This window comes from Ureibacillus sp. FSL W7-1570, assembly GCF_038593265.1.
Lineage (GTDB): Bacteria > Bacillota > Bacilli > Bacillales_A > Planococcaceae > Ureibacillus > Ureibacillus suwonensis.
Genome location: NZ_CP151979.1, coordinates 2,425,001 through 2,439,107 on the forward strand (window position 1 = coordinate 2,425,001; position 14,107 = coordinate 2,439,107).

Sequence of the window (14,107 nt, forward strand, 5' to 3'; positions counted from 1 at the left end):
GTCAAGAGGGAAACAGCCCAGACCACCAGCTAAGGTCCCAAAGTAACCGTTAAGTGGAAAAGGATGTGGCGTTGCTTAGACAACCAGGATGTTGGCTTAGAAGCAGCCATCATTTAAAGAGTGCGTAATAGCTCACTGGTCGAGTGACGCTGCGCCGAAAATGTATCGGGGCTAAACGGTTCACCGAAGCTGTGGATTCGTGCTTCGCACGAGTGGTAGGAGAGCGTTCTAAGTGCGCAGAAGTCAGACCGGAAGGACTGGTGGAGCGCTTAGAAGTGAGAATGCCGGTATGAGTAGCGAAAGATGGGTGAGAATCCCATCCACCGAATGACTAAGGTTTCCTGAGGAAGGCTCGTCCGCTCAGGGTTAGTCGGGACCTAAGCCGAGGCCGAAAGGCGTAGGCGATGGACAACAGGTTGATATTCCTGTACCACCTCCCCGCCGTTTGAGCAATGGGGGGACGCAGGAGGATAGGGAAAGCACGCCGTTGGTCGCGCGTGTCCAAGCCGCAAGGCGGGGAAGTAGGCAAATCCGCTTCCCGTAACGCCAAGCGGTGATGGGGAGCCTCTTTGGAGGCGAAGTTCCTGATTTCACACTGCCAAGAAAAGCCTCTAGCGAGGCGGGAGGTGCCCGTACCGCAAACCGACACAGGTAGTCGAGGAGAGAATCCTAAGGTGAGCGAGAGAACTCTCGTTAAGGAACTCGGCAAAATGACCCCGTAACTTCGGGAGAAGGGGTGCTCATTGGGGTGCAAGCCCCGATGAGCCGCAGTGAATAGGCCCAGGCGACTGTTTATCAAAAACACAGGTCTCTGCAAAACCGCAAGGTGACGTATAGGGGCTGACGCCTGCCCGGTGCTGGAAGGTTAAGAGGAGGAGTTAGCGCAAGCGAAGCTCCGAATTGAAGCCCCAGTAAACGGCGGCCGTAACTATAACGGTCCTAAGGTAGCGAAATTCCTTGTCGGGTAAGTTCCGACCCGCACGAAAGGCGTAACGATCTGGGCACTGTCTCAACGAGAGACTCGGTGAAATTATAGTACCTGTGAAGATGCAGGTTACCCGCGACAGGACGGAAAGACCCCGTGGAGCTTTACTGTAACCTGATATTGAATTTCGGTGCAACTTGTACAGGATAGGTAGGAGCCGTAGAAGGGGGAGCGCCAGCTTCCCTGGAGGCGCCCTTGGGATACTACCCTGGTTGTACTGAAATTCTAACCCGCAAGCCTGATCGGCTTGGGAGACAGTGTCAGGTGGACAGTTTGACTGGGGCGGTCGCCTCCCAAAAGGTAACGGAGGCGCCCAAAGGTTCCCTCAGAATGGTTGGAAATCATTCGCAGAGTGTAAAGGCATAAGGGAGCTTGACTGCGAGACCTACAAGTCGAGCAGGGTCGAAAGACGGGCTTAGTGATCCGGTGGTTCCGCATGGAAGGGCCATCGCTCAACGGATAAAAGCTACCCCGGGGATAACAGGCTTATCTCCCCCAAGAGTCCACATCGACGGGGAGGTTTGGCACCTCGATGTCGGCTCATCGCATCCTGGGGCTGTAGTCGGTCCCAAGGGTTGGGCTGTTCGCCCATTAAAGCGGTACGCGAGCTGGGTTCAGAACGTCGTGAGACAGTTCGGTCCCTATCCGTCGTGGGCGCAGGAAATTTGAGAGGAGCTGTCCTTAGTACGAGAGGACCGGGATGGACACACCGCTGGTGTACCAGTTGTCTTGCCAAAGGCACAGCTGGGTAGCTATGTGTGGACGGGATAAGTGCTGAAAGCATCTAAGCATGAAGCCCCCCTCAAGATGAGATTTCCCATTGCATAAGCAAGTAAGATCCCTCAAAGACGATGAGGTAGATAGGTCCGAGGTGGAAGCACGGTGACGTGTGGAGCTGACGGATACTAATCGATCGAGGACTTAACCAAAAGAAAAGCTTTCAATGCCGTTATCCAGTTTTGAGAGAACAACCTCTCAGTCCTTGTGAAGTGATGATGGCAAAGAGGTCACACCCGTTCCCATACCGAACACGGAAGTTAAGCTCTTTAGCGCCGATGGTAGTTGGGGGCTTCCCCCTGCGAGAGTAGGACGTCGCTTCGCAAGCAGAAACACCACGAAAGTGGTGTTTTTTTATTGCCCAAAATAAGCCCCCAACTACCAAAGACCGGAGGTCAGCTCGGCGCGATACAGAAACAGGAATAAAAGAGTCAAGCAGAAGAACCATTAGTAGTAGACGAGAAGCACGGGGACCAAGAAGATCAAGGAAGTGAGGCGGCACGGAGCGCAAGCGTCGGGTACGTGAGCACCGGACCGCCGAAACTGACGAGAGTAGCCGGTCAACGTGCTTCGTAGTTCGCGCCGATGGTAATTGGGGGAATCCCCTGCGAGAGTGGGACGTAGTTAATAAAAATTACTATTTTAGTTTTCTGCATTTTATTTATTAAAACTAAAAATCTTTACAAAGAAAGACCGAAAGTTTATTCATTTTTATATGGAGGCAGAATTTAAATAAAAATAAAAAGTATTAAGAAGATACAAGAAAATCAAGAAAGTTTCGTACCCACCATCCCCCCACCAAAAAAACAACTATTCTGTTTTAGTCTAAAAAACAGAAATCAACAGTACATAAAAACTCCACTTTCACAAGCCATTTTTGATCAAACAATAGCAATTTTCATAATTAATGTGAAAAAGAACAAAATAAAGCTAGTTTGACACACTTCATCATTTGAAAAAACATGTAGACAATTTTCAATAATCCGAATACTTTTTCTATTTATCAGATTCTTGACACTGGGAAAACATGTTGTTAATCTTACTAATAATATTCGTTTATACTAGGAGGAATAATCGAAATGTGGGAGACGAAGTTTGCCAAAGAAGGCTTAACGTTTGACGATGTATTGTTAGTACCAGCGCATTCAACAGTATTGCCTAAAGAAGTTGATATATCTGTGCAACTGACGCCAAAAATCAAATTAAATATTCCGATTATTAGTGCGGGAATGGACACAGTCACTGAGTCAAAAATGGCAATCGCCATGGCACGTCAAGGTGGGCTTGGAATCATCCACAAAAACATGTCCATTGAAGAACAGGCAGAAGAAGTCGAAAAAGTAAAGCGTTCAGAAAATGGGGTTATTACCAATCCTTTCTTTTTAACACCTCAACATCAGGTATTTGATGCTGAACATTTAATGGGTAAATATCGCATTTCGGGTGTTCCAATTGTAAATAATGAAGAAGAACAAAAATTAGTTGGAATTATTACGAATCGTGATTTGCGCTTCATTTCCGATTATTCATTGAGAATCGAAGAAGTCATGACAAAAGAAGATTTGATCACAGCTCCTGTAGGAACGACATTGGAAGAAGCAGAAAAAATCCTGCAAAAATATAAAATCGAAAAACTTCCAATTGTAGATGAAGAAGGAAAATTAAAAGGGTTAATCACAATAAAAGATATTGAAAAAGTGATTGAGTTCCCTAATGCAGCAAAAGACAGCATCGGACGATTGATTGTTGGCGCGGCGGTTGGCGTTTCAAGTGATACGTATGCCCGTGTGAAAAAATTAGTGGAAGCGCAAGTGGATATTATTGTGATCGATACGGCTCACGGTCATTCCCAAGGCGTTATTGATACTGTAAAAAATATTCGCAAAGAGTATCCGGATTTGGAAATTATCGCTGGTAACGTGGCGACTGCAGAAGCAACTCGTGCATTATATGAAGCTGGAGCGGATGTGGTAAAAGTAGGTATCGGCCCTGGATCCATCTGTACGACTCGGGTTGTTGCAGGTGTAGGTGTACCACAAATTACAGCCATTTACGATTGTGCTACAGTAGCCCGTGAATATGGCAAAACGATTATTGCCGACGGTGGTATCAAATATTCCGGTGATATCGTAAAAGCTCTTGCAGCAGGTGGACATGCCGTAATGCTTGGTTCATTGCTTGCCGGTACAACTGAATCACCAGGGGAAACAGAAATTTTCCAAGGACGCCGTTTCAAAGTATACCGCGGTATGGGTTCCCTTTCTGCGATGGAACAAGGTTCAAAAGATCGTTATTTCCAAGAAGATGCAAAAAAATTGGTGCCTGAAGGTATTGAAGGACGTGTACCATACAAAGGGCCTCTTGCTGATACAATCCATCAATTGGTCGGCGGAGTTCGTTCAGGTATGGGATACTGCGGCGCGCCAAACTTGGAACATTTGCGCGAGTATTCTCAATTTGTCCGCATTACCAATGCCGGTCTTCGTGAATCCCATCCACACACTGTTCAAATTACTAAAGAAGCTCCAAACTACTCTCTACAATAATTGGATGAAACCTGGCCACTCTTTCAACGTCAAGGTAGATGTTGGAAGAGTGGTTTTTTATCGTTCTTTCACACACAGGGAACGTAATCTATGATAAAATGAGCGAAGATGATAATAATGAGTGGAGGTACGTTTTGTGAAAAAAGCTAGGAAGACATCTTTGATTGGCTTATTATTAATTCCTATTCTGCTTTTTAGCATGTTTGTAACGACGCCACAAGCAAATGCTGAAACAGATTTAGGATTGACGGTAGGAGCTGCCATATTAATTGACGCAGATTCAGGGAAAATATTATATGAGCAAAATGCGGACACACCCCTTGGAATTGCAAGTATGTCCAAAATGATGACGGAGTATATTCTATTAGATGCCATTAAAGATGGCAAAGTTTCATGGGATCAGGAATATAAAGTCTCAGAATATGTGTATAAATTGTCACAAAATCGCGCATTAAGTAATGTGCCACTAAGAGCGGATGGAACTTATAAATTAAGAGAATTATATGAAGCCATGGCAATCTACTCTGCCAATGCGGCGACAGTGGCAATTGCCGAAATGGTTGCTGGAACGGAAACAGAGTTTGTCAAATTAATGAATAAAAAAGCGAAAGAATTGGGTCTTGAAGGTTATAAATTTGTCAATTCAACAGGATTAAATAATGCTGATTTAATGGGCATGCATCCTGCTGGGACAGGTCCGGAAGATGAAAACGTAATGCCAGCTCGCTCAGTTGCAAAACTTGCCTATCATTTACTGAAAGATTATCCTGAAGTTTTAGAGACTGCTAGCATTCCGAGAAAAACGTTCAGAGAAGGTACAGATGATGCCATTAAGATGGAAAACTGGAACTTCATGTTGCCAGGGTTGGTATATCAATATCAAGGTGTCGATGGATTGAAAACAGGTACAACTAATTTAGCGGGATACTGTTTTACAGGAACTGCTGAACGAAATGGTACACGTTTAATTTCAGTTGTAATGAATGCTGTTGATTCAAACGGTGTTGGTTCATATAAAGCGCGTTTTGATGCAACAGCAAAATTGTTCGATTATGGTTTTAGCCAATTTGCAAAACAAGAAATTATTCCAGCCGACTTTTCTGAAAAAGGAAAAGAATCTATTAAAGTCATTAAAGGAAAAGAAGATAAAGTAAAAATTGCTGTAAAAGAACCTTTATCCATGCTTGTAAAAACATCAGAAAAAGATTTATATCAACCAAAGTTAGTGTTAGATAAAGAGTCCCTTGAAGCGAAAGTTGAAAAAGGGACGGTAGTTGGGAAAGTTGTAATTGAAAGAAAAGAAGGTTCTGATTACGGTTTTATCGATGGTAAAGAAATGGCTGTTGATGTAGTAACAGCAGACGATGTTGAACGAGCAGGATTTATCTCATTATTCTTCCAAGGAATCGGTAATTTCTTCAGTAATCTTTGGGGAGGCATTACTGGTTTTGTAGGAGGCTTATTTTCATAACAAATTAGGCAATTAAAACTTTTCGCTAATAGAATTTATTTCAAGAAAGCTAGGAACCACTAGATGTGGATTCTTAGCTTTTTTCTTTGATATATATTCTAATACTTTTGGAAATTAAATGTAAATTTTATATAAAATGGTATATAATTGGCGTTTGGCGATGGCAACTATCCGTTGCATCATCATGCGCCCATAGCTCTCTTTACTTCATACTACTTTTAATTTATATTGACATAAGAAAGGAGTTGCCGTCGATGACATTTAGTGAACGATTAAAAAATGAAAGGGAAAAACGAGGTTGGACACAAGCAGATCTTGCAGATAAACTTCATGTCAGTCGTCAATCAGTATCAAAATGGGAAACTGGAAAGAACTATCCAAGTATTGAAGTAATTATTGCACTAAGCGATTTATTTGGTATTACAATAGATGAAATGTTAAGGAGTGACAATGATTTGAAGGAAAAAGTAATTCAAGATAGTAAAAAATTAGCTCACCCCAAATTAAAATCGTTTTTTGACAGTTTATTTTTACTAGGGGTATTATTAATACTCATTAAAATCATCATTCTAGGTTCCAATTTATTTTTTTATACGAATATAACAATTCCCGATGGTTTACCTAAAGTAATTTCAAATTTCTTACCATTAGTATTAATGATTATTGGTGGAACTGGTTCAGAACAATTAAAAAAGAAATATGCAGATTAAAGAAAAAATATTGCTTGGGAAATATTTATGGGAAATATATGTATAATATACTAATATAAAAAACTCGCTAAGACATCTATAGTTTAGCGAGTTTTTTATTTTTTTGTACGTTCCAACATTCCATCAATTGGTGGATACTTTCCTCTATTTGATTTAAAGGAATACCTCCGAATCCAAGCAAGAAGGTAGGATGTTTATATTCAATGGGCTTTAACAAATAATTGGTTACAGGAGTAATGTTGATGCCATGATGATTTGCAATTTGCTTCAGTTGGTCAACATTTTTGCCGCTAGGAATCGAGATTAGCACATGCATTCCAGCTTGGTCTCCTGTTATTTTTATATCAGGATAAAAAGTAGTTAGCGTATGTTTTAATTTATCATGTTTTTTTCGATAAATTTTCCTCATGCGATTTAAATGTTTAGAGAAATGACCATCTTTCATAAAATTGGCTAATATGTGTTGAACGAAACGTGGGACCGTTGCTGAGTAATAACTAAATATTTCTTTATATTTCATTAATAAATGATGAGGCAATACCATATAAGCAACCCTAAGTGATGGCATCAATGATTTTGTAAATGTGCTCATATAAATCACTTTATCATTTTGATCTAAACCATGTAGGGCTGGAATGGGTTTGCCAATGTAGCGAAACTCACTATCATAATCATCTTCAATAATATATCGATTAGGTGCTTTGCTTGCCCATTTCAGCAGTTGAGTTCTTCTTGTAGCTGACAGCACTGCCCCTGTCGGGAATTGATGTGATGGAGTAATATAGACGATATTAGCATTTGTTTGTTCAAGTTCATCAACTACTAAACCTTCCTCATCCACAGAAATAGGAATGGCATTATTATTTAAATGAATTCTCGGTATTGCTGAGTAACCAGGGTTTTCAAGGGCTAATATGAAATCATCTTCAAATAAGCGCAAAATCATCGGTAATAAAAGCTCAGTTCCAGAGCTAATAACGATTTGCTCAGGTTTGCAATGGATACCTCTCGATTGAAATAAATAATTGGCAATTTCCTTTCGTAACTCTACTTCTCCTTGGGGTTCACCCATTTGTAACAACTCTTTTGAAGTAATATCAAATATATCTTTTACATACTTTCTCCATACAACAAAAGGGAAGGATTCTTCATCAACTTTACCAGGATGAAAATCATATCGATATTGTTTTTGTTCTTTTTGGGGAATTTCGATTGTCGTTTGTTTTTTTTCTACGTAAGGCAGTTCATCAATTTCTTCAACAAAATAACCTACACGGGGAATAGATGTAATATATCCTTCCGCTAATAATTGAGAATATGCAATTTCAATGGTAGTTTGACTAATATTTAAAAACTCCGCTAATTTTCGCTTAGATGGCAATTTCGTTCCTACTTCAATTTGTTTTTGAATAATTGCATTTTTTATGCCGCTGTAGAGTTGTTCATACAAAGGTTTAGCATTTTCTTTTTCCAATTGGAAGATCAGCATGTCCATCGTATATACCTCCAACTGACCATATAACTTTTTATAATTTTGGAACTTTTTATATTGTCAAAAATCATTATACTAAAAATCAACAAATAATAGGAGGTAATAATATGGAAAATTTTAAAGAAATTAACATCCCCAGAGGCGGCGTAATCATGGATGTTGTGAATGCTGAGCAAGCAAAAATTGCAGAAGCGGCAGGTGCTGTTGCGGTAATGGCATTAGAAAAAGTTCCATCAGATATACGAAAAGAAGGCGGAGTAGCTAGGATGGCTGATCTTCGCATTATTGAGGAAGTAAAGAATGCCATATCCATTCCGGTGATGGCAAAAGTAAGAATTGGCCATATTGTGGAGGCACGTATTTTAGAATCAATAGGTGTAGATATGATTGATGAAAGTGAAGTATTAACACCAGCGGATGATGAATTCCATTTGTTAAAAAAGGAGTTTAACGTACCTTTTGTTTGTGGGTGTCGCGATTTAGGAGAAGCAGCGCGGAGAATTGGAGAAGGGGCAGTCATGTTGCGTACGAAAGGTGAAGCAGGTACAGGAAACATTGTAGAAGCTGTACGTCATATTCGAAAAGTAAATGCCCAAGTACGTCAAATTGTTAACATGAGTCAAGATGAATTAATGGTGGAAGCAAAAAAATTAGGTGCTCCTTATGAGTTGTTGCTACAAATTAAAGAACGAGGACGGTTGCCTGTATTAAATTATGCAGCAGGAGGGGTTGCCACACCAGCCGATGCCGCATTAATGATGGAATTAGGAGCAGATGGAGTGTTTGTTGGTTCCGGTATATTTAAATCGGAAAATCCAGAAAAGTTTGCAAGAGCTATTGTTGAAGCGACAAAAAATTATAATGATTACCCACTTATAGCTGAACTTTCAAAGGATTTAGGTAATCCTATGAAAGGAATTGATATTGCTACTCTTTCCAAAGAAGAACTTTTGCAAGTTAGATGAGATTTGTCAAAATAAAGTTAATAAAGTCTTTTCTTGCAAAATTTAACGGGATATAGTACGCTATGGTTAAAATCGATTAACGATAATGCGATGATTGGAAGTAGTAGCAAGTCAGTTTTTTTAAGAGAGTCAGCGGTTGGTGGAAGCTGATAAAAACCCTTGTGAATCCATCCATGAGTTGCCCAGCTGAAATGTTTAGTAGGATTGGGTCGGTTGTAAAGCCGTTATGAAATAAGAGGATTAAACATTTTGTTTAATCAACTAGGGTGGCAACGCGGGTAGCTCTCGTCCCTTTATGGGATTGAGAGCTTTTTATATGGAATAATTTTTCAAGTTTGGAGGAATAAACATGCTAGATATTAGACGTGTCCGTGAAAACTATGAAGAAGTGAAAAAAATTCTTTTAACACGCAACGAAGATTTAGGAAATTTTGATGAATTTGAAACCCTTGATTCCAAACGTCGTGAACTGATTGCAAAAACGGAAGAATTGAAAGCGGAACGCAACAAAGTATCAGAGCAGATCGCTGTCATGAAACGCAATAAAGAAAATGCCGATGATTTGATTGCCCGCATGCGTGAAGTGGGTGAAGAAATCAAAAAGTTGGATGCGGAACTCGTAGAAATTGAAGAAAAGTTCAAAGATATGATGATGCGTCTTCCAAACCTTCCTCATGAATCTGTTCCGATTGGTGAGAGCGAAGACGACAATGTAGTGGAATACACTTGGGGGGACGTGCCAAAGTTTGATTTTGAAGTGAAACCTCACTGGGATTTGGCAACGGATTTGGGCATTATCGATTTTGAGCGTGCGGCAAAAGTAACAGGAAGCCGTTTTGTATTCTACCGTGGTTTAGGTGCAAAACTCGAACGGGCACTGGCAAATTTCATGCTGGACTTGCATGTGGAAGAACATGGATATGAAGAAATGCTTCCTCCTGTCATTGTCAACCGCGACAGTTTATTGGGAACAGGACAATTGCCAAAATTTGAAGAAGACGTATTTAAATTGGCGGAAACGGATTATTTCATGATTCCAACAGCAGAAGTGCCTGTGACAAACTTCTACCGCGATGAAATTTTGAGTGCCGATATGTTGCCGAAAGCTTTTGCTGCCTATAGTGCATGTTTCCGTTCTGAAGCAGGTTCAGCAGGCCGTGATACGCGCGGATTGATTCGCCAGCACCAATTCAATAAAGTGGAGCTTGTCCGTTTTGTCAAACCGGAAGAATCTTATGAGCAGCTGGAATTGTTGACAAGTCATGCGGAAAAAGTGCTTCAATTATTGGAACTTCCTTATCAACGGGTGAAAATGTGTACAGCTGACTTAGGTTTTACAGCTGCCAAAAAATACGATTTGGAAGTATGGATGCCGGCCCAAAATAAATACCGCGAAATTTCATCTTGCTCTAACTTTGAAGACTTCCAAGCAAGACGCGCCAATATCCGATTCCGCCGCGAACACGGGGCAAAACCGGAATATGTTCATACATTGAACGGTTCAGGGCTAGCCATTGGCCGGACAGTTGCAGCCATTTTGGAAAATTATCAACAAGAAGATGGAAGCGTCGTAATTCCAAAAGCATTAAGACCTTATATGGGTGGAAAAGAAGTTATTACTCCTAACAAATAATGAAAAAGAAGCATACCGGGTATATGGTATGCTTCTTTTTTTGTGCGCCCGGCATGTACATGAACTATAGGGTGTAAGTCCCGAACCCCGAAGACAGAAGTAGAGGTTAGCCAAGAGCAAGGGTGTCCGTGGTGACGCGGAATCTGAAGGAAGCTGGAGGCAAAACACCGGTCCGAGGAACACGAACCTCATATAAGGCTAGGTATGATTGAGTGAGTTTGCAAAACAAAACAAAGCTCTTTCTGTCGAAGGTCATATCGAGTAGATGAGGCGGATAGATGGTGTGAAAGTGCATGTACTTACCCGGGGAGGTCTGGCGGATAGGTGAAGTACGCTTCATAACCTACTTAGTGATAAGTAGCTGAACCGTCAGAAGTCAGCAGAGGTCATAGTATTAGTTGGTCTAGAACAACTAAGAAGGACCGAACAATTAAGAGAGAATAGCCCTTGGCATTCAGTGAGTCATGATGAACACAGAAAACGTAGTACCTCACTTGAGGAAGGAAGCGGTGAATCCCGTGGGGGACCTCTTGGAGGGTGGAGTGACCACTGGCATAAAGAGAACAGCTATTCACGGAAGGAGAATAACGATGCTTTTGAATCAAATCCTGTCACGGGAGAACATGCTTCAAGCACTAAAACGTGTAGAACAGAATAAAGGAAGCCACGGAGTAGATATGATGCCCGTACAAAACCTACGACAGCACATAGTCGAAAACTGGCTATCTATTAAGGAGGCAATTCTCAAGGGAACTTATGAACCAATGCCAGTCCGCAGAGTCGAAATCCCGAAACCTGACGGCGGTGTTCGTTTACTAGGAATCCCTACCGTAACAGACCGTTTGATTCAACAAGCAATCGCCCAAGTACTTTCAAAAGTGTATGACCCTACATTCTCTGAAAACAGCTACGGATTTAGACCAAACCGAAGTGCCCATGATGCGGTGAGGAAAGCGAAAGAATATATAAGAGATGGACATCGATGGGTTGTAGATATGGACTTGGAGAAATTCTTTGATAAGGTCAACCATGACAGATTAATGGGTACACTCGCGAAGAGAATCCAAGATAAACCATTACTGAAATTGATTCGTAAGTATTTACAATCGGGAGTCATGATTAATGGTGTGGTGTCAAGCACATTAGAAGGAACTCCACAAGGAGGACCATTAAGTCCGCTACTATCTAACATTGTACTAGATGAACTAGATAAAGAATTGGAAAGAAGAGGACACAAATTCGTTCGATATGCGGATGACTGTAACATTTACGTGAAAAGTAAACGAGCAGGACTTCGCACAATGGCAAGCATTCAACGATTCATTGAAGGAAAACTACGACTGAAAGTAAATGAAAAGAAATCAGCGGTCGACCGTCCATGGAAACGTAAGTTTCTAGGATTTAGCTTTACCTATCATAAAGAGCCAAAGGTTCGTATCGCAAAAGAAAGCCTTAAACGAATGAAGAATAAAGTTCGTGAAATCACATCACGCAAGATGCCCTACCCGATGGAATACCGCATTCAGAAACTGAATCAATATCTAGTGGGATGGTGTGGATATTTTGCGTTAGCAGACACCAAATCTATATTCCTTGAATTAGATAAATGGATTCGTAGAAGACTTCGAATGTGTCTATGGAAGAACTGGAAGAAACCGAAAACAAAGACACGCAACCTTATTCAGCTTGGCGTACCACAATGGCAAGCGTATGAATGGGGAAATACTCGGAAGAGTTATTGGCGTATTTCAAATAGTCCAATATTACACAGAACCCTTGGTAACTCCTATTGGAGAAACCAAGGGTTGGAAAGTCTTGAAGCTCGTTATGAAAACTTGCGTCAATTATCTTAATTGAACCGCCGTATACGGAACCGTACGTACGGTGGTGTGAGAGGACGGGAGTTAATCGCTCCCTCCTACTCGATTATCAATTCCGAACCTTTCATAAATAGCCAAAGCCTATTGTTTATAAAATTACGACATAATATAATTTCTTAATAACTACTATAAAGTATCAAAAGTTGACTCTCTTTCCATAAAAAGGGGGATTCCTGCTTAATAGAAATTATTTATTAATTATAACTTTTTTCATAAGGGAGGCTATTTTATGATTGAGAGTTTTGCAAAATTAGATTTTTATTAAAAAGAGTTTTAAAAGAAACCCAAATAAATTGGGGTATTTTGTATCTTTGGTTTACAAATATTCTGTTTGTCCTTTTTTGGGCGTACTTGCAGAATTTTTCGCTTTAAAAATTTTTTAAGCGGTTTGTTGCTTTTTACTCTCTTTTGCCATTGCGAGAGCTGAAACCAGTAATACGATGGCGTTCAAGTAAATATGAGTTTTTACTTTATCGATTCCCCACACATGCAGGGAGTTCGCTGTAAGATAACTTTTCATTCTTGAATTGCACCGTTCTACACTGGTTCGCTCATTGTAAAGTTCTTTCCAACGTTTGGAATCGCGGTGTGGATTAGAGTACCGGCGAAGATCCTTATTCACGTTAATTTTTACTACCATTCCATAGTTGGAGGATGAACAGGCTGCCATTCCTAATGGGCAATCCACTTTTCCGGTTGCGTGTGGACATCTGAATTTGAGCTGATCCTTATTGGCGCCCCAATAAGTCATTTCGTACCCCATCGAACAGCGTGGGGTTCCATTGGAGGCAATTCCTTCGGGAGGCTCCTTTTCATTACGCAAATTGAGTGGAATAATAGCTTGAGCCCCGATGTTCTTGGCGGATTCGTAGTTTTTTAGCTGGTCGTACCCACCATCCATTATCAGGAAATCAATTTTAGAGTTTGTACAACTCTTTACTTGTTCAATTAATTGTGGTGCGACATCCCCATCGTTGATATGAGCAGGGGTTACTTCAATCGCCATTGGTAATTCACTTTTGGTGTCAACGGAAAGATGCATCTTATAGCCAAACCAAGTAATTTTATTACCGAAGGAATCAAACTTTGCCCCCCAATTGGCGTTGCCTGTTTGTTCACTTCGCTTCTTAGGCTGCTTCTTTTCATAAGCATCAATGGCGGCACTGTCGATAGCCTGATGTTTTCCATCAATTACTCCTTCCTCTTGAGCTAACTGGACGAGATCTTGAAAGATTCTTTTCACAAGTCCAGTTTTGGTTAGTGAAGAAAATACTCGGCTAAGAGTAGAGATGGATGGTGCAGGCCTGCTAATATCTAAACCACATTGGTAACGAAAACGCAGGTCATTTTTTAATCGATTGTGAAGAGAAGTAAAAGTATCAATACCTTCTAATGGGGCAGCGATGAGAGCCCTTAGAATCCCTTCTCTGGAATGACCGTCAGCCCCTCGGGGTGAAGAACTTCTCAACTGTTTAGCATAAGGGCGTAAATCAAGCGAGCTAAAAAAGATAGGTAATTTCTCTTTTGACTCTAATTTTTGCAGTTCTTCAAAGGAAAATAGGCTTTCTTGTAGAATATACAAAGTGACTTCCTCCTTTTGAATTTTTGTGGTTTCGTCACTTCAAAAATTCTACATTTTAGGGGTGAA

8 protein-coding genes, 2 rRNA genes and 1 other annotated feature (1 of these 11 only partly in view) are annotated in these 14,107 nt (G+C 40.9%); of the genes, 8 read left to right on the forward strand and 2 right to left on the reverse strand.

The genetic code is table 11. The features are described 5' to 3' along the window. The 5 genes from NST13_RS12165 to NST13_RS12185 all read left to right on the forward strand — a co-directional run. Positions 1 to 1,914 (forward strand): 23S ribosomal RNA (locus NST13_RS12165); it begins 1,013 nt to the left of the window's first position. Between the two features lie 56 nt (positions 1,915 to 1,970). Further along, a 5S ribosomal RNA gene (gene rrf, locus NST13_RS12170) occupies positions 1,971 to 2,086 on the forward strand. 755 nt (positions 2,087 to 2,841) lie between these two features. Next, the gene (gene guaB, locus NST13_RS12175; RefSeq protein WP_342580686.1) at positions 2,842 to 4,308 is read left to right on the forward strand and encodes an IMP dehydrogenase; all 1,467 of its coding nucleotides are present in this window, start codon (positions 2,842 to 2,844) and stop codon (positions 4,306 to 4,308) included. 136 nt (positions 4,309 to 4,444) lie between these two features. Then, a complete protein-coding gene (locus NST13_RS12180) occupies positions 4,445 to 5,779 on the forward strand; it encodes a serine hydrolase (RefSeq protein ID WP_342470742.1) in 1,335 nt (444 codons plus the stop codon). Positions 5,780 to 6,033: 254 nt separating this feature from the next. Further along, positions 6,034 to 6,489, forward strand: a complete 456-nt coding sequence (locus tag NST13_RS12185; protein ID WP_340709624.1) for a helix-turn-helix transcriptional regulator — start codon at positions 6,034 to 6,036, stop codon at positions 6,487 to 6,489. Between the two features lie 76 nt (positions 6,490 to 6,565). On the opposite strand, the gene NST13_RS12190 is transcribed toward NST13_RS12185, so the two are convergent. Continuing rightward, positions 6,566 to 7,984 carry a PLP-dependent aminotransferase family protein gene (locus NST13_RS12190; RefSeq protein WP_340709623.1) on the reverse strand — a complete coding sequence of 473 codons (1,419 nt, stop codon included), beginning with the start codon at positions 7,982 to 7,984 and terminating at the stop codon, positions 6,566 to 6,568. A 104-nt stretch (positions 7,985 to 8,088) separates the two neighbouring features. Between NST13_RS12190 and pdxS the strand changes: the two genes are divergently transcribed. The 3 genes from pdxS (at position 8,089) to ltrA (ending at position 12,432) form a co-directional block, all read left to right on the forward strand. Further along, the gene (pdxS, locus tag NST13_RS12195; RefSeq protein WP_168412816.1) at positions 8,089 to 8,946 is read left to right on the forward strand and encodes a pyridoxal 5'-phosphate synthase lyase subunit PdxS; all 858 of its coding nucleotides are present in this window, start codon (positions 8,089 to 8,091) and stop codon (positions 8,944 to 8,946) included. 81 nt (positions 8,947 to 9,027) lie between these two features. Beyond that, positions 9,028 to 9,242 (forward strand) — a binding site (T-box leader). 53 nt (positions 9,243 to 9,295) lie between these two features. Beyond that, positions 9,296 to 10,579 (forward strand): serine--tRNA ligase, encoded by a 1,284-nt coding sequence (serS, locus tag NST13_RS12200; RefSeq protein ID WP_342580687.1) that lies wholly within the window; start codon positions 9,296 to 9,298, stop codon positions 10,577 to 10,579. 590 nt (positions 10,580 to 11,169) lie between these two features. Next, positions 11,170 to 12,432 carry a group II intron reverse transcriptase/maturase gene (ltrA, locus tag NST13_RS12205; RefSeq protein WP_342581853.1) on the forward strand — a complete coding sequence of 421 codons (1,263 nt, stop codon included), beginning with the start codon at positions 11,170 to 11,172 and terminating at the stop codon, positions 12,430 to 12,432. A gap of 406 nt (positions 12,433 to 12,838) precedes the next feature. Here ltrA and NST13_RS12210 read toward each other — a convergent pair whose 3' ends face one another. Continuing rightward, positions 12,839 to 14,041, reverse strand: coding sequence for a transposase (locus NST13_RS12210; RefSeq protein WP_342469626.1), 1,203 nt, complete (start codon positions 14,039 to 14,041; stop codon positions 12,839 to 12,841). Positions 14,042 to 14,107 lie beyond the last annotated feature (66 nt).